The organism is Streptomyces sp. NPDC057616 (assembly GCF_042800575.1).
In the GTDB taxonomy this organism is placed as follows: Bacteria; Actinomycetota; Actinomycetes; order Streptomycetales; family Streptomycetaceae; genus Streptomyces.
Genome location: NZ_JBHVGU010000003.1, coordinates 1 through 19,510 on the forward strand (window position 1 = coordinate 1; position 19,510 = coordinate 19,510).

Sequence of the window (19,510 nt, forward strand, 5' to 3'; positions counted from 1 at the left end):
GCGCCCGCGCCTGCCGCTCAGGCCCCGGCCGCCCCCGCGGCCCCGGCTCCCGCACCAGCCCCAGCGGCCCCGAAGCCCGCGGCCGCCGCCCCGGCGCCCGCGCAGCCGGCCGCTCCGGCGAAGGCCCCGGCCCCCGCCCCGGCCAAGCCCGCCGCCGCGAAGCCCGCGGCCAAGGCCGAGCCCGCGACGGCGCCCGCCGGCGGTCCGGAGCTGGTGACCCTGCGCGGTCCCTCCGCCGCCGTGGCGAAGAACATGAACGCCTCGCTGGAGCTGCCCACGGCCACGTCCGTGCGCGCGGTCCCGGTGAAGCTGCTGTTCGACAACCGCATCGTCATCAACAACCACCTCAAGCGCGCCCGGGGCGGGAAGATCTCCTTCACGCACCTGATCGGGTACGCGATGGTGCAGGCCATCAAGGCCATGCCGTCGATGAACTACTCCTTCGCGGAGAAGGACGGCAAGCCGACGCTGGTCAAGCCGGACCACGTCAACCTCGGCCTCGCCATCGACCTGGTGAAGCCGAACGGCGACCGCCAGCTCGTCGTCGCGGCCATCAAGAAGGCCGAGACGCTGAACTTCTTCGAGTTCTGGCAGGCCTACGAGGACATCGTCCGCCGCGCCCGCGAGGGCAAGCTGACGATGGACGACTTCTCCGGCGTGACGGTCTCCCTGACCAACCCCGGCGGCCTCGGCACCGTCCACTCGGTCCCGCGCCTGATGCCCGGCCAGTCGGTGATCATGGGCGTCGGCTCCATGGACTACCCGGCCGAGTTCCAGGGCACCAGCCAGGACACCCTCAACAAGCTCGGTGTCTCCAAGGTCATGACGCTCACGTCGACCTACGACCACCGGGTCATCCAGGGCGCCGCCTCCGGCGAGTTCCTGCGCCAGGTCGCCAACCTGCTGCTGGGCGAGAGCGGCTTCTACGACGAGATCTTCGAGGCCCTGCGCATCCCCTACGAGCCGGTCCGCTGGCTCAAGGACATCGACGCCAGCCACGACGACGACGTCACCAAGGCCGCCCGGGTCTTCGAGCTGATCCACTCCTACCGGGTCCGCGGCCACGTCATGGCCGACACCGACCCGCTGGAGTACCGCCAGCGCAAGCACCCCGACCTGGACATCACCGAGCACGGCCTCACGCTGTGGGACCTGGAGCGCGAGTTCGCCGTCGGCGGCTTCTCCGGCAAGTCCCTGATGAAGCTGCGCGACATCCTCGGCGTGCTGCGCGACTCGTACTGCCGCACCATCGGCATCGAGTTCATGCACATCCAGGACCCCAAGCAGCGCAAGTGGATCCAGGACCGTGTGGAGCGCCCGCACTCCAAGCCGGAGCGCGAGGAGCAGCTGCGCATCCTGCGCCGGCTGAACGCGGCGGAGGCCTTCGAGACCTTCCTGCAGACGAAGTACGTCGGCCAGAAGCGCTTCTCCCTGGAGGGCGGCGAGTCCGTCATCCCGCTGCTGGACGCGGTCCTCGACAGCGCCGCGGAGTCGCGCCTGGACGAGGTCGTCATCGGCATGGCCCACCGCGGCCGGCTGAACGTGCTGGCGAACATCGTCGGCAAGTCGTACGCGCAGATCTTCCGTGAGTTCGAGGGCAACCTCGACCCGAAGTCGATGCACGGCTCCGGCGACGTGAAGTACCACCTGGGCGCCCACGGCACCTTCACCGGCCTGGACGGCGAGCAGATCAAGGTCTCGCTGGCCGCCAACCCGTCCCACCTGGAGACGGTCGACCCGGTCATCGAGGGCATCGTCCGCGCCAAGCAGGACATCATCAACAAGGGCGGCACGGACTTCACCGTCCTGCCGGTCGCCCTGCACGGCGACGCGGCCTTCGCGGGCCAGGGCGTGGTGGCCGAGACCCTGAACATGTCGCAGCTGCGCGGCTACCGCACGGGCGGCACGGTCCACATCGTCATCAACAACCAGGTCGGCTTCACCGCCGCCCCGGAGTCGTCGCGTTCGTCGATGTACGCGACCGACGTGGCCCGCATGATCGAGGCCCCGATCTTCCACGTGAACGGCGACGACCCGGAGGCCGTCGTGCGCGTCGCGCGGCTCGCCTTCGAGTTCCGCCAGGCGTTCAACAAGGACGTGGTGATCGACCTCATCTGCTACCGCCGCCGCGGTCACAACGAGTCGGACAACCCGGCCTTCACCCAGCCGCTGATGTACGACCTGATCGACAAGAAGCGCTCGGTGCGCAAGCTCTACACCGAGTCCCTGATCGGTCGCGGCGACATCACCCTGGAAGAGGCCGAGCAGGCCCTGCAGGACTACCAGGGCCAGCTGGAGAAGGTCTTCACCGAGGTCCGCGAGGCCACGTCCCAGCCGGGCACCGCCCCGGTCTCGGACCCGCAGGCCGAGTTCCCGGTCCCGGTGACCACCGCGATCTCCGCGGAGGTCGTGAAGCGGATCGCCGAGTCCCAGGTCAACATCCCCGACCACTTCCACGTCCACCCGCGTCTGCTGCCGCAGCTGCAGCGCCGGGCGTCGATGGTCGAGGACGGCACGATCGACTGGGGCATGGGCGAGACCCTCGCCATCGGCTCGCTGCTGCTGGAGGGCACCCCGGTCCGGCTGTCCGGCCAGGACTCCCGCCGCGGCACCTTCGGCCAGCGTCACGCGGTCCTCATCGACCGTGAGACGGGCGAGGACTTCACCCCGCTCCAGTACCTCGCCGAGGAGCAGTCCCGCTACAACGTCTACGACTCCCTGCTCTCCGAGTACGCGGTCATGGGCTTCGAGTACGGCTACTCGCTGGCCCGCCCCGACGCGCTCGTGATGTGGGAGGCGCAGTTCGGCGACTTCGTCAACGGCGCGCAGTCGGTCGTCGACGAGTACATCTCGGCGGCGGAGCAGAAGTGGGGCCAGACCTCCGGCGTCACGCTCCTGCTCCCGCACGGCTACGAGGGCCAGGGCCCGGACCACTCCTCGGCCCGTGTCGAGCGCTTCCTGCAGCTGTGCGCGCAGAACAACATGACGGTCGCGATGCCGACCCTGCCGTCGAACTACTTCCACCTCCTGCGGTGGCAGGTGCACAACCCGCACCACAAGCCGCTGGTGGTCTTCACCCCGAAGTCGATGCTGCGCCTGAAGGCCGCCGCGTCGAAGACGGAGGAGTTCACCTCGGGTCAGTTCCGCCCGGTCATCGGCGACTCGTCGGTCGACCCGGCCGCGGTCCGCAAGGTCGTCTTCGTGGCGGGCAAGCTGTACTACGACCTCGAGGCCGAGCGCACCAAGCGCGGCGCGACGGACATCGCGATCGTCCGCGTCGAGCGCCTGTACCCGCTGCCGGGTGCGGAGCTCCAGGCGGAGATCGCCAAGTACCCGAACGTCGAGAAGTACCTGTGGGCCCAGGAGGAGCCGGCGAACCAGGGCGCCTGGCCGTTCATCGCCCTCAACCTGATCGACCACCTGGACCTGGCGGTCGGCGCGGACGTGCCGCACGGCGAGCGCCTGCGCCGTATCTCCCGCCCGCACAGCTCTTCCCCGGCCGTCGGTTCCGCGAAGCGGCACCAGGCCGAGCAGGAGCAGCTGGTGCGTGAGGTGTTCGAGGCCTAGGCCCCGGCCCTACGGCAACCACGAGGGCCCGGCACCGAGTTCATCGACTCGGTGCCGGGCCCTCGGCGTTGTGCGGGCTACTCGTCGTCCTCGTCGTCCAGCCGGGCCAGCCAGGTCGCCAGCCGCTCGACCGGCACCTCGAAGTCCGGGTTCAGGTCGACGAACGTCCGCAGCTGCTCGGCCAGCCACTCGAACGTGACCTCTTCCTCGCCGCGCCGCTTCTCCAGCTCCTCGATACCGCGGTCGGTGAAGTACATGGGGTTTCTCCTGCGTGCGTCCGTACGTCGGGGTCCGGACCCAAGCCTAAGCAAGGAACGCCGGGTGCCGGACCCGGCCCGCACCGCCCGGCGCCGGTCGTCCGCACCGGCCGGCGTCAGTCGCGCGGCCGCACCAGTTCGTACGCCAGCCCCGCCACCCCGTGCCCCAGCAGCAGCACCCCCGCCGCGATCCAGCCCCCGCTGCGCCGCCGTACGCCCCACGCGGTGAGGGGAAGGCCCGCCGCGAGCTGGGCGAGGGTCAGGGCGCGGGACCGCGGGGTGCCGGACCAGGGCATCCAGGGGGCGAGTCGGCTGCTGTCGACGGCGTCGAGCTCCGTGCGGACCGCCTCGCGCCAGCCGGGGCGCTCGACGGCGCGGGTGTCCGCCAGGGCTGCGGCGGCCTCGCGGAGGCGGTCGGCGGGCTCGCCGGGGGCGAGGCCGGCGGGCAGGGCGACGCCCGCGCGCGTGAGGACCGCGAGCAGGGCACGCAGGCGCGCGGAGGCGTCGGCGTCCGGGTCGGCCTTGGTCAGTCCGTCCAGGGCCTGCACGTCCAGCACCGGGTCCAGGCCCAGCCGGGCGGCGAAGGTGCGCATCGCCTCGTCCTCGCCGGCCGGGGTGCCGTTCGCGAGCCAGATGTAGCCGACGGGACGGCGGAAGCCGGAGGCGAGGGTGTAGCCGGCGCGGTCCGCGTCCCACCACAGGGCCAGTACGGGCCAGGGGGCGCCCACGGCGAGCGCGGTGGCCCAGCCCGTCAGGACGCGGTCGACGGGTTCACCGGCGTCCCGCCATGGCCGGCCCTCGGGGACGAGGACGCTCCAGGTGTCGCCGGCTGCGGTGAGCAGCATCGGTTCGCTCAGCAGACGGGCGGCGAGGCCGACGGATTCCGGTACGGCCCGGCAGAGCAGTAGGGCGCCGGGGGCGGGACCGGCTGGACCGTCCGGACCGGTGGGAGGAACTTCCGTCGACATGCTCACAAACTAGGGCGATTCATACCTTTGGTCATTTTCGGGGAGTCACGGGTCACCAGAACGGGTGTCTTGACTTTCCCTGTCCGCGATATATCGTGAATTGCAGAAGACGCGATATGGCGCGTTGCGACGGGGAGGTCTGCACCATGTCCGAGTGGTCCGTCACGGAACCCAGGAAGCTGACGTTCGACGAGCCCGTGCGCGAACTCCACGTACGCATCGTCAACGGAACGGTGAACGTGGTGGGGACCGACGAAGGTTCCGCCCGCCTCGAAGTCACCCGGATCGAGGGCCCACCGCTCCAGGTGACCCAGCTGGGCAGCATCCTCACCGTGGCCTACGAGGACCTGCCCTGGAAGGGCTTCCTCAAGTGGCTCGACCGCAAGGGCTGGCGGCGCAGCGCCGTCGTCTCCCTCGCCGTCCCGGCCGACACCCGCGTCGAGGTGGGCGTCGTCGGCGCCACGGCCGTGGTCTCCGGGCTGGAGGGGCGCGCGGAGGTCAAGGGCGTCACGGGCGACACCACGCTGGTGAGCCTGACCGGCCCGGTCCGCGCCGACACCGTCTCGGGGAGCGTGGAGGCGCAGGCCCTCAGCGGGGACCTGCGGTTCAACTCCGTCTCGGGCGACCTGACCGTCGTCGAGGCCGGCTCGTCCGTCAAGGCGGACTCCGTGAGCGGCTCGATGATCGTCGACATCGACCCGGCCGGCCGCCCGACCGACATCAACCTGACCAGCGTCTCGGGCGAGATCGCCATCCGGCTGCCCCACCCGGTGGACGCCCAGGTGGAGGCGAACACCGCGAGCGGCACGGTCTCCAACGCCTTCGAGGATCTGCGGGTCAGCGGCCAGTGGGGCGCCAAGCGGATCACCGGCCGGCTCGGCTCGGGCCACGGCACGCTGAAGGCGACGACGGTCTCCGGCTCGATCGCCCTGCTGCGCCGGCCCCCGGCCGAGGACGACGTCTGGGACGTGGACCCCGAGAACCTCGGCCCGGAGGACACCGCACCCAACGACACCGCAACCGAAGACGCCCGGCCCAAGGACGCGGGCCCCGAGGACACCCGTCCCGAGGACGTCCGTGGCGAGGACACACGTCCCGAGGACACCGGTCCGGAGGACGTCCGTGGCGAGGACATACGGCCGGCCGAGCAGGACGTGGCCGCCGAGGCCTCTGCGGCGAGCACCCCGACGGACGAACCGCACCGCGGCTCGGGGGACAATTCCGGTTCCGGCGGGGGCGACGGCGCGACCGACGCCCCGGCCGACGGCACGACCGACAAGAAGGTGCTCTGACATGCCCCCCGTCTTCGCCCACGGCCGCCTCCGCCTCTACCTGCTGAAACTGCTGGACGAGGCCCCGCGCCACGGCTACGAGGTGATCCGCCTCCTCGAGGAGCGCTTCCAGGGGCTGTACGCACCGTCGGCGGGCACCGTCTACCCCCGGCTGGCCAAGCTGGAGGCCGAGGGCCTGGTCACCCACACCACCGAGGGCGGCCGCAAGGTGTACGCCATCACGGACGCCGGCCGCGCCGAACTGGCCGACCGCAGCGGCGAACTGGCCGACCTGGAGCTGGAGATCCGCGAGTCGGTCGCCGAGCTCGCCGCCGAGATCCAGGCCGATGTGCGGGGCGCCGCGGGCGATCTGCGGCGCGAGATGCGGGCCGCGGCCAGCGAGGCACGGCACGGGGGCGCCAAGGGGCGCGGCCAGAAGGACGGCCCTCTGGGCGACTTCGCGGACTACGCCGACAAGGACTCCTGGCGCGCCGCGAAGGAGGAGATGCGGCGCGTGAAGCAGGAGTGGAAGGAACAGGCCCGGCGCGCCAAGGACGAGAGCCGCCGCGCCCGCGAGGAGGCCCAGCGGGCGCGGCGCCAGGCCAAGGAGGCGCAGGAGCGGGCCCGGGCCCAGGCGCAGGAGGAGCTGCAGCGCATCGGCCGGCGGGTGCAGCGGCAGGTGCAGGACCACTTCACACGCGGCGACTGGCCGACGGGCGTGCGGGAGGGCCTGACCGAACTGGTCAAGGAGTTCGGGGAGTTCGGCAAGGACTTCGGCAAGGACTTCGGGTTCGGCCGGGGCGACAACGGCACCTCGGCGTCGCGGCCGGAGTACTCGTACCCCCCGGAGGACTTCCCCGCGGAGTACGAACCGGCCTGGGCGCACGAGGAGTCCAGCGGGGACGCGGCCCGCGACCTGGACCGTCTGCTCGACCGGTTCCGGGACGACATCCGTGACGCGGCCCGCGACCACGGCGTCAGCGACGAGCAGTTGCGCGACGCCCGCCGCCATCTGTCGACGGCGGCGGCACACATCGGCGTGATACTGCGCCGGCCGCAGGTCTGAGCACCGCGTCGGGCCGGCTGCGCACCTGGCGGAGCCGGCCCGGCGCTCAGCCCGCCTTCGCCTGCCCGTCGCCGTACAGGACGCGGACGAGTTGCCCGTGGGTCACCCCGTGGCCGGCGAGGACCTCGCCGGGGACGCCGGGGCGGTCGGTCAGGGCGAGGAGGATGTGCTCGTCGCCGATGTGGCGGTCGCCGTGGGCGACGGCGGTGCGCAGGGACCGCTCCAGGACCTGCTTGGCGCCGTTGCCGAAGGTGCGGCGGCCCGACCACCAGCCCTTGTCCTTGCGATCGCCGGACATCGCGCCCACGCCGTGCACCTCCTCGACCCGAGCGACGATCTCCGACACGTCGATCCCCAGTCCGGCCAGGGCGTCGGTGTCGGCCTGGGAGAGCCCGGCCCGGCGCCGCGCCTCGGCGACGGCCTGCCGTACGGCCTCCTTGCGCTCGCCGGACAGGCCGAGCGAGGCCAGGGCGAACGACGCGCGGCTGCCCTCGCGTTCGAGCAGCGCGAGCAACATGTGCTCGGCCTCGACGCAGGGCGCCCCGGCCCGCTCGGCCTGCCCGACCGCGCCCTGCACCACCTCGCGGGCGTCCTTCGTGAACCGCTCGAACATCAATGCCTCCCGTACTTCTTGTGCACGGCCTGCCTGCTGACCCCGAGTTCCGCGGCGATCTCCTGCCACGACCAGCCCTGGTTGCGCGCGCTGCGCACCTGCACCGCCTCCAGCTGCTCCAGCAGCCGGCGCAGTGCGGCGACGGCGCGCAGTCCGACCCGTGGATCACGGTCGCCGGCGCGCTCGGCGAGGTCTGTTGCTTCGGTCATGATGTCAACTTACATTGACACTTCCCGTCTGTCAACCGTGGTTGACAATGGTGCCGTGCGCGGACACGCGAACGGCGGGTCCGGAAACCCGAACCCGCCGCCCGTGGAGGTGGAAAGGAAGAACGTCAGCCGTTGGTGAGCACGATCTTTCCGAACTGCCCGCCCGACTCCATGCGTTCGAAGCCCTCGCGCGCCCGGTCCATCGGCAGCACCTCGTCGATGACGGGACGGACGCCCGTGGCGGCGCAGAAGGAGAGCAGGTCCTCCAGCTCGTCCTTGGTGCCCATCGTGGAGCCGACGATCTTGAGCTCCAGGAAGAAGACCCGCGTGAGTTCGGCGTGCGAGGGCCGGTCACCGCTCGTCGCACCGGAGATGACGATCGTGCCGCCGGGCTTCAGCGACTTCACCGAGTGGGACCAGGTGGCCGCGCCGACGGTCTCGATGACGGCGTCGACACGCTGCGGCAGCCGGGCACCGGACGCCACCGCCTCGACGGCGCCCAGTTCGAGGGCCCGCTTCCGCTTGGCCTCGTCGCGGCTGGTGGCGAAGACCCGCAGCCCCGCCGCCTTGCCGAGCACGATCGCGGCCGTGGCGACACCGCCGCCCGCGCCCTGGACGAGGACCGAGTCGCCCGGCCGTACGCCCGCGTTGGTGAAGAGCATGCGGTAGGCCGTCAGCCACGCCGTGGGCAGGCAGGCGGCCTCCTCGAAGGAGAGCTCCTTGGGCTTGGGCAGCACGTTCCAGGTCGGCACCGCGACCTGCTCGGCGAAGGTGCCCTGGTAGCGCTCGGTGAGGATGGAGCGCGGCTCCTTGGGGCCCACGCCGTGACCGCTCTGCCCGATCACGGAGTGCAGGACGACCTCGTTGCCGTCCTCGTCGACGCCGGCGGCGTCGCAGCCGAGGATCATCGGCAGCCGGTCGTCCGGGAGGCCGACGCCCCGGAGCGACCACAGGTCGTGGTGGTTGAGGGAGGCGGCCTTGACGTTGACGGTGCTCCAGCCGGGACGGGCCTCGGGAGCGGGACGCTCCCCCAACTCGAGGCCGCTCAGCGGCTGGTCGCGGTCGATTCGGGCGGCGTAGACGGCGAACATGGGGTCGACGATAGGTGGCGTTTGCATCCGGCGGAACGGAAGCGCGCTGTGACACATGCCCTCTTGCCAAGGCGCCGTGCCCGCTCGATCACCTGAACGGGCGGACGGGCGGGCAAAGAAAATGGCCCCGTCCTCGGGGACGGGGCCATCGGGCGGGCGGCACGTCAGCGCCGCGCCACGCCTTCCGCCCTGGCCGCGGCGGCGACGGCCGCCGTGACGGCCGGAGCGACCCGCTCGTCGAAGGGCGACGGGATGACGTAGTCCGCGGCGAGGTCGTCCCCGACGACCCCGGCGAGCGCCTCGGCGGCCGCGATCTTCATGCCCTCGGTGATCCGGGAGGCCCGCACCTGGAGCGCGCCGGCGAAGATGCCCGGGAACGCGAGCACGTTGTTGATCTGGTTCGGGAAGTCCGAACGGCCGGTGGCCACGACCGCCGCGTACTTGTGCGCGACGTCGGGGTGCACCTCGGGGTTCGGGTTGGCCATGGCGAAGACGAACGCGCCGTCGGCCATCGAGGCGACGGCCTCCTCGGCGACCGTGCCGCCGGAGACGCCGATGAAGACGTCGGCGCCCTCCAGCGCCGCCTCCAGCGAGCCGGTGATGCCGGCCTTGTTCGTGAACGAGGCGACCTCGCGCTTGACCGGCGTCAGGTCCTCGCGGTCCGCCGAGACGACGCCCTTGCGGTCGGCGACGGCCACGTCGCCGATGCCGGCCTCGATCAGCATCTTGGCGATCGCGACACCGGCCGCGCCGGCGCCCGAGATGACGGCCCGCAGGTCCCCGACGGCCCGGCCGCTCAGCCGCGCGGCGTTGCGCAGGGCGGCGAGCGTGACGACCGCCGTGCCGTGCTGGTCGTCGTGGAAGACCGGGATGTCGAGCCGCTCCTGCAGCTTGCGCTCGATCTCGAAGCACCGCGGTGCCGAGATGTCCTCCAGGTTGACGCCACCGAAGGACGGGGCGAGGCGCACGACCGTCTCGACGATCTCGTCGACGTCCGTGCAGTCGAGCGCGATCGGCACCGCGTCGACGCCGCCGAACTGCTTGAACAGAATCGCCTTGCCTTCCATCACCGGAAGGGAGGCCTCGGGGCCGATGTCCCCGAGTCCGAGCACCGCCGTACCGTCCGTGACGACGGCCACGACGGACGACTTCCACGTGTAGTCGTGGACGAGCGCAGGCTGCTCGGCGATGGCGGTGCACACCCGCGCGACGCCGGGTGTGTACGCGAGGGACAGGTCGTCCTTGTCACGGACCGGCACGGTGGCCTGCACGGCCATCTTGCCGCCGCGGTGCAGCGCGAACGCGGGATCGAAGGAATCGAGGGGCTCCGCCCCGTCCTGATCCGCACTGTTGTCGCTGCGAGGATTGACGATCTCCGCTGCCACTTTGTTTTACCCCTTAAATCTTCATTGGTTGAGGGTGGCCACTCCTGGTGAGGGGTGGGCGGGACCGCGTAGGCCCGAATCTGTTGATACGTACGGGTCATACGCGACGGGCGCGCCGCACACGCGCCCCGAGCCCCGGATGAGGGGTGTAAAGAACCTTCTTACCGGACGGACCGTACCGAGGACGAGTCCATTAAGTGGAAGGTCACATCCAGGAACCGAAAGGTCACGTCTCGGTGACAACAATCGTCACGAATTATGTGCACACGTCCACGAAGAACCCTTGACCAGCGGTCGAACAGTGATCAACGCCTCGGGGTGTGGTCCCGCATCCTGAGACATGGCGAAGATCTTCCGGCCGGAACGCCGGATTCCCGCAGATGGTCCGGTCAGGTTGTACCGACCTGAGGCGGTTCGGGGGTCACCCGTTATCCGATTTTGACATGGCTGGCCCCCTGAACGGATGAGTCCGAATGGCAAGATGCCGTAAACACACGAGGTCGCGACACCCGAAGGTGTGTGTTCTCGTCGACCCATCGGCAACTCCACCCATCCGCCGGAGGAACCCAAAATGACCGCAAGCTCCACCCGTCGTACGACCGCCGCACGTACCCGTCTGGCAGCGGTCGGTGCGATCGCGGTCGCAGGCACCCTGATCCTCACCGGCTGCGGTGACCAGACGGACAAGGGCAGCAGCAACAGCTCGGGCACGTCGTCGTCGTCCTCGGCCCCTCTCGCTTCCAAGCTCCCCGCCGACGTCAAGAAGGCCGGCGTCATCAAGGTGGGCTCGGACATCGCGTACCCGCCGGTCGAGTACATGCAGAACGGCAAGGCCGTCGGTATCGACCCCGACATCGCGGACGCGCTCGGCAAGCAGCTCGGCGTGAAGTTCGAGTTCCAGAACGGCAAGTTCGACAACCTCATCGTGGGCCTTCAGGCCAAGCGCTACGGCGTGATCATGTCGGCGATGAACGACACCAAGGCCCGCCAGAACGGCATCGACTCCGACACGGGCAAGAAGGTCGGCAAGGGCGTCGACTTCGTCGACTACTTCACCGCCGGTACCTCGATCCTGGTCCAGAAGGGCAACCCGAAGGGCATCAAGTCGCTCGACGACCTGTGCGGCAAGGTCGTGGCCCTGCAGAAGGGCACCACGTCCGAGGGCATCGCCAAGGCGCAGAGCACGAAGTGCACCAAGGACGGCAAGAAGGCCATCAACCTGCAGACCTTCGACACCGACCCCGAGGCGCTGCTCCGTCTGAAGCAGGGCGCGTCCGTCGCCGACCTGAACGACTTCCCGGTCGCGGCCTACAACGCGAAGACCTCCGGCGGCGGCAAGGACTTCGAGGTCGTCGGCGACCAGATCGAGGCGGGTCCGTACGGCATCGCCGTCAGCAAGGACAACACCCAGCTGCGCGACGCCCTGCAGGCCGCGGTGAGCGCGATCATCAAGAACGGCGACTACACCAAGATCATGCAGAAGTGGAACGTCACGGACGGCGCGGTGACCGAGGCGAAGATCAACGGCGGATCCTGAGCCTCCCGCAACGCTGAAAGGCAGTCACCGTGACTGACACTGTCGACAAGGCTCCGGCGCCGTCGGTTCCGCCGGAGCAGATCAAGGCCATCCCCGTACGCCACTACGGCCGCTGGGTGGCCGGCGTCCTGGTCGTCGCCGTACTGGTGCTGATCGGGGTGGCCTTCTCCAACGCGAAGATCAACTACAGCGTCATCCCCGACTATCTCTTCGACCCGGGCATCGTGAAGGGCGCCTGGACGACGCTGTACATCTCGGTGCTCGCCATGGTGCTCGGCGTCGCGCTCGGGATCGTCCTCGCCGTGATGCGGCTGTCGTCGAACCCGGTGACCAGCACCGTGTCGTGGTTCTACATCTGGTTCTTCCGCGGCACACCGGTCCTGGTCCAGCTCCTGCTCTGGTACAACATCTCCCTCGTCTTCCCGGTCCTGAACCTCGGGTTCTACAAGGACGAGATGAACCAGGTCATGACGCCGGTCCTGACGGCGCTGCTGGGGCTCGGCCTGAACGAGGCCGCGTACATGTCGGAGATCGTCCGGGCCGGCATCCAGTCGGTCGACGAGGGCCAGACCGAGGCGTCGCACGCGCTGGGCATGACCCAGGGCCAGACGCTGCGGCGGGTGATCCTCCCGCAGGCGATGCGGGTCATCGTCCCGCCGACCGGCAACGAGTTCATCAACATGCTGAAGACCTCGTCGCTGGCCTACGCGGTGCAGCTCCCCGAGCTGATCAAGAAGGCCACCGACATCTCCAGCACCTCGCTGGCGGTCGTCGAGATGTACTTCGTGGCCTGCATCTGGTACCTGTTCCTGACCACGATCTTCAGCATCGTGCAGTACTACGTAGAGCGCCGTTACGCCCGCGGTTCGACGCGCAGCCTGCCGGCGACGCCGCTGCAGAAGATCAGGACCAACCTGGCCAAGATGAACGTGTTCTCCCTCTCCAACTGGCGGCGATGACCCATGAACGCAATGGTGAAGGCCGAGGGCGTCCACAAGTCCTTCGGCGTCTCACACGTCCTCAAGGGCATCGACCTCGAGGTGAACCCGCAGGAGGTGTTCTGCCTGATCGGCCCTTCGGGCTCCGGCAAGTCCACCTTCCTGCGGTGCATCAACCACCTGGAGAAGATCAGCGCCGGCCGGCTCTACGTCGACGGCAGCCTGGTCGGCTACCGGCAGAGCGGCGACAAGCTCTACGAGCTGAAGGAGAAGGAGGTCGCGGCGCAGCGGCGGGACATCGGCATGGTGTTCCAGCGCTTCAACCTCTTCCCGCACATGACGGCGGTGGAGAACGTCATGGAGGCGCCGATCCAGGTCAAGCGCGAGTCCAAGTCGGTCGCCCGGGAGCGGGCGAAGCGGCTGCTGGACCGGGTCGGCCTCGGCGACAAGACGGATCACTACCCGTCCCAGCTCTCCGGCGGTCAGCAGCAGCGCGTCGCCATCGCCCGCGCGCTGGCGATGGAGCCGAAGCTGATGCTCTTCGACGAGCCGACCTCGGCCCTCGACCCGGAGCTGGTCGGCGAGGTCCTCGATGTCATGCGGGACCTCGCGGAGTCCGGCATGACGATGATCGTCGTCACGCACGAGATGGGCTTCGCCCGTGAGGTCGGCGACTCGCTGGTCTTCATGGACGACGGTGTGGTGGTCGAGTCCGGCCACCCCCGCGAGGTCCTGACCAACCCGCAGCACGAGCGCACGAAGTCGTTCCTGTCCAAGGTGCTGTGAGCGGTCCGCACGCGAGGGGCGGTAAGGAGTCTCCGTACCGCCCCTCGTGCGTGCCCGGCTACTTCAGCGCCAGCAGCAGCGTGTCCGACGGCGAGCACCACACCGGCCGGGCCTCGCCGAAGCCGTGCTCCAGCAGGACCCGCGCGTGCCACCGCGCCGACGGCATGTCGCCGTCCGCGTGGTCGCCGTAGATCTCGAAGCGGCGGGTGGTCGGGCCGGCCAGGACCGGGTCCTTCGCGGCGAGCTGCCACCACTCCGCCCAGTCGAGGGCGCCCTCGCGCATGGCCCGGTCCATGCGGGCGTGGCGCTGGACGCGCTCGGCCGCGTTGATGCGGGGGGTGGTGTCGTCGATCATGTGGTCGGCGTTCATGAAGACGCCGCCGGGGCGGACGAGGGCCGCGACCCGGCCGTAGAGCGCGGCCAGCGGTTCGCTGTGCAGCCAGTGGAGGGCCGTGGCGGTGAGCACCGCGTCGTACGTCTCGTACGGCAGCCGCTCGGGCCAGGCCGGGTCCTTGAGGTCGGCCTCGACGAAGGTGACGCGGTCGTCGCCCTCGAAGGTGCCGCGGGCGATGGCGAGCAGCGCGGGGTCGAGGTCGATCCCGGTGCTGGTGGCCGTCGGGAAGCGGCGCAGCAGCCGGGCCGTGATGCTGCCGGTGCCGCAGGCGAGGTCGAGGACGCGCGGCTCGGAACCGACGCAGGCCTCCACCATGTCCAGCATGATGTCGAACCGCTCCTCGCGGTCCGGCATGTACCACTCCTGCTGCCGGTCCCAGCTCTCCTGCCAGGCCTGCCAGTCCGTGCCCGTCGTACCGGTTCCGGTCGTGGTGGTCATGGAATCCCCTCTTCCCCGCACCCGCGTAATACCCTGGGAGCGTAGGCAACCGTTACTTCATCCCGCACACGACCATAGAGCTCCTCTGTAAGGACTACAAGTGGAACTGGCCTATTACTCGGACTACGCCGTACGCCTCGTCAACAGCGAGGAGCCGGCCCGGGGCAAGGACTCCCTGACCTCGGTCGAGGCCGTCCGCGAGCTCTTCGGCGCCAACCAGTCGGCGGCCCGGCGCGCCACCGACGCCGACGTGACGCGCTTCCGCTCGGTCCGGGCGCGGCTGAGGTCCGTGTTCGAGGCTGCGGACAAGGGGGACGAGACGCTGGCGGTGGACCTGCTCAACTCGCTGCTGCTGGAGTTCCCGGTGAGCCCGCAGATCTCGGGCCACGACCACCGGGACGACGACGGCCGCCCGCTGTGGCACATGCACCTGGCGGACCACCCGTCGAACGCCACCTCGGGCTTCGCGGCCATCGCGGCGATGGGCCTGGCCTTCCATCTGACGGAGTACGGCGTCGACCGTCTGGGCCTGTGCGAGGCGGCTCCGTGCCGCAACGCCTACCTGGACACCTCGACCAACCGCTCCCGGCGCTACTGCTCCGACCGCTGCGCGACCCGCGCCAACGTGGCCGCCTACCGCGCCCGCAAGCGCCTGGAGGCCGACCGGTCCGGCAGTACGGGCCTGGCCGCCGACAGCACCCAGCGGGCCAGCGCGAACGGCGAGCGCTGATCGCCCTTGAGGGGCCGGTATCGAAAGCGGACCTTGCCCAGCACCAGGTCCTCGGGCACGGTCCCGTAGTCCGTGCTGTCGCCGCCCGCGTAGGAGTTGTCGCCGAGCACCCACCAGCCGCCGTCCCGGCGCTCCGCGGCACGCTTGACGACGAGCAGGTCCTGCTGGAAGGGATGGCGCAGGACGACCACGTCCCCGGGCCTGATCCGGGCCCCGTAGTGCACCACGAGGCGGTCCCCGTGGTGGAGCGTGGGCACCATGGACGGCCCGGTCACCTCGGCCGTCCCGAAGGGCAGCAGCGCCCGCCCGCGCTCGATCTCCTGCGACAGCTCCGGCATACCCGGCACCTCCCCGGTACGTTCCTCCACCAGTCTCAGTCTGACCCCGGACTTTTGTCCTAAGCCCATGGGGGCACTCGCGAATTCGGCTCCTCCAGGGAGTAATGTCGCACCTGAGAAGACGATCACGAGGAAGGAATGCTTCATGCTTTCCCGCCTGTTTGCCCCCAAGGTCAAGGTCAGCGCACACTGCGACCTGCCCTGCGGTGTGTACGACCCGGCCCAGGCCCGCATCGAGGCGGAGTCCGTGAAGGCCGTCCAGGAGAAGATGGCCGGCAACGACGACCCGCACTTCCAGGCGCGTGCCACCGTCATCAAGGAGCAGCGCGCCGAGCTCGCGAAGCACCACGTTTCCGTGCTGTGGAGCGACTACTTCAAGCCCCCGCACTTCGAGAAGTACCCGGAGCTGCACCAGCTGGTCAACGACACCCTGAAGGCCCTCTCGGCCGCCAAGGGCTCGACCGACCCGGCCACGGGCCAGAAGGCCCTGGACTACATCGCCCAGATCGACAAGATCTTCTGGGAGACCAAGAAGGCCTGATCCACGGCCTGTTCGCCAGGACCGGCGATCGGTGCACCATCGCAGGTCCACGGGCATCCTGAAGGGGCCCCGCCGGGAGACCGGCCGGGCCCCTTCGGCGTTCCTAGTGGTCCTCGTGGTCGTCCTCCCCCGCCTCCAGCAGCCCGGCCGCCGCGCCCACGATCCGCGGGTCGGGGCTGCCGACGACCTCCTCGTCCTTGTCCGCGTAGCCGAACCGGGCCAGGACGCTGCGCATCGCCTCGACGCGGGCCCGCTTCTTGTCGTTGCTCTTCACCACCGTCCAGGGCGCGTGCTCGGTGTCCGTCGCACGGAACATGGCGACCTTCGCGGCGGTGTAGTCGTCCCAGCGGTCCAGGGACGCCAGATCCATGGGGCTGAGCTTCCACTGCCGTACGGGATCGACCTGGCGGATGGTGAAGCGGGTGCGCTGCTCGCCCTGGGAGACCGAGAACCAGAACTTCACCAGGTCGACGCCGTCGTCCACGAGCATCCGCTCGAACGCCGGTGCCTGGCGCATGAAGCGCAGGTACTCGTCGTCCGAGCAGAAGCCCATGACCCGCTCGACGCCGGCCCGGTTGTACCAGGACCGGTCGAACATCACGATCTCGCCGGCGGTCGGCAGATGCTCCACGTACCGCTGGAAGTACCACTGGCCGCTCTCGCGCTCGGTCGGCTTCTCCAGCGCCACCACCCGGGCGCCCCGCGGGTTGAGGTGCTCCGTGAAGCGCTTGATGGTGCCGCCCTTGCCGGCCGCGTCCCGCCCCTCGAAGACGATCACGATCCGGCGCCCCGTCTCCTTGATCCAGGTCTGCAGCTTCAGCAGCTCGATCTGCTGCAGCCGCTTGTGCCACTCGTACTCCTTGCGCTCCATCCGGTGCCCGTACGGGTAGTTCTCCCGCCAGGTGTCGATCGCCGACCCGTCGGGGCGGACGAGCACGGGCTCGTCGGGATCGCTGTAGTCGACCTTCAGGTCGGCCAGGTCGGACAGCAGGTCCGGCGTCGTCATCCAGTCCTCCTCGGCAGTCTCGGCGGTTCAGTGGAACTGCGGCACGATCAGATAGATGCCGTACGCGACCACCGCGGCACACGCCAGGAAGCACAGGCCCGCCTGCGCCCTGCCGACCGAGGACGCGCCGCCGCCCTCCTCGCGCGCGCCCTCGTGGCGGGCGAGGCCGAGGACGCCGAGGGCGAAGACGACGACCACGGCGACCGTGACGCCGATGCTCACCGCGGTCACCTGGCCGAGTGCGCTCCAGTCCAGATCCATGACTCTCTCCTGCCTCAGGCGGCCGTGCCGACGTGGGCCGGCCCGGCGGTGACGGCCACCTCGTGGTGGTCGTTGACGTTGTCGGCATGGACGGGGTTGCGGCGCGAGAGCAGCACGATGCCCGCGGCGAGCGCCGCTCCCACCAGCGCGACCACGACGATGCCGACGGTGCCGCCGTGCTTGACCACGGCCGCCGAGATGCCGCCGACCAGCGCGGCGCAGGGCAGCGTGATCAGCCAGGCGGCGGCCATGCGGCCGGCGATGCCCCAGCGGACCTCCGCCAGGCGCCGGCCGAGGCCCGCGCCGAGGATCGAACCGGAGGCGACCTGTGTGGTGGACAGGGCGAAACCGAGGTGCGCGGAGGTGAGGATGACGGCCGTGGAGGCCGTCTCGGCGGCGAAGCCCTGCGGGGACTGGATCTCGGTGAGGCCCTTGCCCATCGTGCGGATGATCCGCCAGCCGCCGATGTAGGTGCCCAGGCCGATGGCGAGACCGGCGGTGGCGATGACCCACACCGGCGGGCCGGCGTCGTGGTCGAGCGCGCCCGCCGAGATCAGGGTCAGCGTGATGATGCCCATGGTCTTCTGCGCGTCGTTGGTGCCGTGCGCCAGCGAGACCAGCGAGGCGGAGCCGATCTGGCCGATCCGGAAGCCCTTGGTGACGGACTTCTTCCGGGCGCGGGCGGTGAGCCGGTAGGCGAAGTACGTGGCGATCAGGGCGGCGACGCCGGCCACGACGGGCGAGGCGACGGCCGGGATCAGGATCTTCTCGACAACCTTGTCGAAGTGCACGGCATCGGCGCCCGCGCCCACCCACACGGCACCGATCAGCCCGCCGAACAGGGCGTGCGAGGAGCTGGAGGGCAGCCCGAGCAGCCAGGTCAGCAGGTTCCACAGGATCGCCCCGATCAGCCCCGCGAAGATCATCGCCGGGGTGACGAGGGTGTCGTCCACGATGCCGCCGGAGATCGTCCTGGCCACCTCGGTGGACAGGAACGCGCCGACGATGTTGAGCACGCCGCTGATCAGCACCGCGACCTTCGGTTTGAGCGCTCCGGTGGCGATGGACGTGGCCATCGCGTTCGCGGTGTCGTGGAATCCGTTGGTGAAGTCGAAGGCGAGGGCCGTGACGATCACGACCGCCACGAGGAACGTGATGTGGTCCATCCCACCAGGGGAACAAGCGCTTTCATACGGCAGGCGAACGCGAGGCGAAGCACGTGCCAGATCCCGGCACCCGGCAGGTGAGCGCCGTGCGATGCTGACGTGGTGAACCGTGAGGATCTGGTACGGCTGCGCCGGGCGCGCGACCGCATGGACCGCGAGTACGCCGAGCCCCTGGACATCCGCGCCCTCGCCGGCACCGCCCTGATGTCGCCGGGCCACTTCCAGCGCAGCTTCCGCGCCGCGTTCGGCGAGACCCCGTACGGCTATCTCATGACCCGCCGCATCGAGCGGGCGAAGGCGCTGCTGCGGCGCGGCGACCTCACGGTGACGGAGGTCTGCCTCGCGGTCGGCTGTACGTCCCTCGGCTCCTTCAGCGCCCGCTTCACGGAGCTGGTGGGCGAGACGCCGAGTTCCTACCGGGCCCGCTCGCACGAGGAGAGCGCGGAGATCCCGCCCTGCGTGGCACGGGCGTACACGCGTCCGAGGCGGGCGTAGCACCCGCAACGACCTTAGGTTGGATGCATGGACCTGAAACTGAACAACTGTTTCATCGCCGTCGACGACCACGACAAGGCCGTCGCCTTCTACTGCGACGTCCTGGGCCTGGAGATCCGCAACGACGTCAAGTACGAGGGGATGCGGTGGGTGACCGTCGGATCGCCGCTACAGCCGGACGTGTCGATCGTCCTGGAGCCGCCCGCGGCCAACCCCGACCTCTCCCCCGCCGACCGGGACGCGATGGACCAGCTGCTGGCCAAGGGCATGCTGCGGGGCGTCAACTTCACCACCGAGGACTGCGACGCGCTCTTCGCCCGCGTCCGGGAATCGGGCGCCGAGGTGATCCAGGAGCCGACGGACATGCCGTACGGCGTCCGGGACTGCGCCTTCCGCGATCCGGCGGGGAACATGCTGCGGTTCATGGAGCGCGCCTCCTGAACGCGCGGGGCG

At 70.0% G+C, this 19,510-nt stretch carries 21 protein-coding genes; 10 read left to right on the forward strand and 11 right to left on the reverse strand.

The genetic code is table 11. The features are described 5' to 3' along the window. The coding region (locus ACFU97_RS03525) for a multifunctional oxoglutarate decarboxylase/oxoglutarate dehydrogenase thiamine pyrophosphate-binding subunit/dihydrolipoyllysine-residue succinyltransferase subunit (RefSeq protein WP_384250315.1) at nt 1-3,567 on the forward strand (3,567 nt) is incomplete at its 5' end. Between the two features lie 77 nt (nt 3,568-3,644). On the opposite strand, the gene ACFU97_RS03530 is transcribed toward ACFU97_RS03525, so the two are convergent. Beyond that, complete coding sequence (locus ACFU97_RS03530; RefSeq protein WP_003992906.1) at nt 3,645-3,824, reverse strand: DUF6104 family protein; 180 nt, start codon at nt 3,822-3,824, stop codon at nt 3,645-3,647. Between the two features lie 116 nt (nt 3,825-3,940). After that, nucleotides 3,941-4,792, reverse strand: a complete 852-nt coding sequence (locus ACFU97_RS03535; RefSeq protein ID WP_384250317.1) for a hypothetical protein — start codon at nt 4,790-4,792, stop codon at nt 3,941-3,943. 146 nt (nt 4,793-4,938) lie between these two features. Between ACFU97_RS03535 and ACFU97_RS03540 the strand changes: the two genes are divergently transcribed. Further along, a complete protein-coding gene (locus ACFU97_RS03540) occupies nt 4,939-6,084 on the forward strand; it encodes a DUF4097 domain-containing protein (RefSeq protein WP_384250319.1) in 1,146 nt (381 codons plus the stop codon). Nucleotide 6,085: 1 nt separating this feature from the next. Beyond that, complete coding sequence (locus tag ACFU97_RS03545) at nt 6,086-7,129, forward strand: helix-turn-helix transcriptional regulator (protein WP_384250321.1); 1,044 nt, start codon at nt 6,086-6,088, stop codon at nt 7,127-7,129. A 46-nt stretch (nt 7,130-7,175) separates the two neighbouring features. Here ACFU97_RS03545 and ACFU97_RS03550 read toward each other — a convergent pair whose 3' ends face one another. The 4 genes from ACFU97_RS03550 to ACFU97_RS03565 form a co-directional block, all read right to left on the reverse strand. Continuing rightward, on the reverse strand, nt 7,176-7,742 hold the full coding sequence (locus ACFU97_RS03550) for a Clp protease N-terminal domain-containing protein (RefSeq protein ID WP_384250324.1): 567 nt from the start codon (nt 7,740-7,742) through the stop codon (nt 7,176-7,178). Next, nucleotides 7,742-7,951 (reverse strand): helix-turn-helix domain-containing protein, encoded by a 210-nt coding sequence (locus ACFU97_RS03555; protein ID WP_016437953.1) that lies wholly within the window; start codon nt 7,949-7,951, stop codon nt 7,742-7,744. The genes ACFU97_RS03550 and ACFU97_RS03555 overlap by 1 nt, the downstream gene beginning before the upstream one ends. A 125-nt stretch (nt 7,952-8,076) precedes the next feature. Next, nucleotides 8,077-9,042 (reverse strand): zinc-binding dehydrogenase, encoded by a 966-nt coding sequence (locus ACFU97_RS03560; protein ID WP_384250326.1) that lies wholly within the window; start codon nt 9,040-9,042, stop codon nt 8,077-8,079. A 164-nt stretch (nt 9,043-9,206) separates the two neighbouring features. Continuing rightward, nucleotides 9,207-10,427 carry an NADP-dependent malic enzyme gene (locus ACFU97_RS03565; protein ID WP_384250328.1) on the reverse strand — a complete coding sequence of 407 codons (1,221 nt, stop codon included), beginning with the start codon at nt 10,425-10,427 and terminating at the stop codon, nt 9,207-9,209. Between the two features lie 571 nt (nt 10,428-10,998). Here ACFU97_RS03565 and ACFU97_RS03570 point away from each other — a divergent pair. Genes ACFU97_RS03570 through ACFU97_RS03580 form a run of 3 tightly spaced genes read left to right on the forward strand, consistent with a single transcriptional unit; the run spans nt 10,999 to nt 13,688 of the window. Then, complete coding sequence (locus tag ACFU97_RS03570; RefSeq protein ID WP_384250331.1) at nt 10,999-11,964, forward strand: ABC transporter substrate-binding protein; 966 nt, start codon at nt 10,999-11,001, stop codon at nt 11,962-11,964. Between the two features lie 29 nt (nt 11,965-11,993). After that, the gene (locus tag ACFU97_RS03575; protein ID WP_384250333.1) at nt 11,994-12,923 is read left to right on the forward strand and encodes an amino acid ABC transporter permease; all 930 of its coding nucleotides are present in this window, start codon (nt 11,994-11,996) and stop codon (nt 12,921-12,923) included. A 3-nt stretch (nt 12,924-12,926) separates the two neighbouring features. Continuing rightward, nucleotides 12,927-13,688, forward strand: coding sequence for an amino acid ABC transporter ATP-binding protein (locus ACFU97_RS03580; protein ID WP_384250336.1), 762 nt, complete (start codon nt 12,927-12,929; stop codon nt 13,686-13,688). Nucleotides 13,689-13,746: 58 nt separating this feature from the next. Here the strand turns inward: ACFU97_RS03580 and ACFU97_RS03585 are convergent, their stop codons facing one another. Continuing rightward, nucleotides 13,747-14,520, reverse strand: coding sequence for a class I SAM-dependent methyltransferase (locus tag ACFU97_RS03585; protein ID WP_384250339.1), 774 nt, complete (start codon nt 14,518-14,520; stop codon nt 13,747-13,749). Between the two features lie 100 nt (nt 14,521-14,620). Between ACFU97_RS03585 and ACFU97_RS03590 the strand changes: the two genes are divergently transcribed. Next, the gene (locus ACFU97_RS03590) at nt 14,621-15,250 is read left to right on the forward strand and encodes a CGNR zinc finger domain-containing protein (RefSeq protein ID WP_384250341.1); all 630 of its coding nucleotides are present in this window, start codon (nt 14,621-14,623) and stop codon (nt 15,248-15,250) included. On the opposite strand, the gene sodX is transcribed toward ACFU97_RS03590, so the two are convergent. Continuing rightward, nucleotides 15,154-15,588, reverse strand: a complete 435-nt coding sequence (gene sodX, locus ACFU97_RS03595) for a nickel-type superoxide dismutase maturation protease (protein ID WP_384251105.1) — start codon at nt 15,586-15,588, stop codon at nt 15,154-15,156. The genes ACFU97_RS03590 and sodX overlap by 97 nt on opposite strands. A gap of 145 nt (nt 15,589-15,733) precedes the next feature. On the opposite strand from sodX, the gene sodN reads away from it, so the two are divergent. Further along, nucleotides 15,734-16,129 (forward strand): superoxide dismutase, Ni, encoded by a 396-nt coding sequence (gene sodN, locus ACFU97_RS03600; protein ID WP_003992892.1) that lies wholly within the window; start codon nt 15,734-15,736, stop codon nt 16,127-16,129. 103 nt (nt 16,130-16,232) lie between these two features. Here the strand turns inward: sodN and ppk2 are convergent, their stop codons facing one another. Genes ppk2 through ACFU97_RS03615 form a run of 3 tightly spaced genes read right to left on the reverse strand, consistent with a single transcriptional unit; the run spans nt 16,233 to nt 18,562 of the window. Further along, entirely contained in the window at nt 16,233-17,135 is a 903-nt protein-coding gene (gene ppk2 / locus ACFU97_RS03605; protein WP_384250343.1) for a polyphosphate kinase 2, read from the reverse strand. A gap of 27 nt (nt 17,136-17,162) precedes the next feature. Continuing rightward, nucleotides 17,163-17,396: a hypothetical protein gene (locus ACFU97_RS03610; RefSeq protein ID WP_384250346.1), complete on the reverse strand. Its 234-nt coding sequence runs from the start codon at nt 17,394-17,396 to the stop codon at nt 17,163-17,165. A gap of 14 nt (nt 17,397-17,410) precedes the next feature. Continuing rightward, a complete protein-coding gene (locus ACFU97_RS03615; RefSeq protein ID WP_384250349.1) occupies nt 17,411-18,562 on the reverse strand; it encodes an anion permease in 1,152 nt (383 codons plus the stop codon). A 102-nt stretch (nt 18,563-18,664) separates the two neighbouring features. On the opposite strand from ACFU97_RS03615, the gene ACFU97_RS03620 reads away from it, so the two are divergent. Both ACFU97_RS03620 and ACFU97_RS03625 read left to right on the forward strand, forming a co-directional pair. After that, nucleotides 18,665-19,057 (forward strand): helix-turn-helix transcriptional regulator, encoded by a 393-nt coding sequence (locus tag ACFU97_RS03620; RefSeq protein WP_384250352.1) that lies wholly within the window; start codon nt 18,665-18,667, stop codon nt 19,055-19,057. A 27-nt stretch (nt 19,058-19,084) separates the two neighbouring features. Further along, a complete protein-coding gene (locus ACFU97_RS03625; RefSeq protein WP_384250354.1) occupies nt 19,085-19,498 on the forward strand; it encodes a VOC family protein in 414 nt (137 codons plus the stop codon). Nucleotides 19,499-19,510 lie beyond the last annotated feature (12 nt).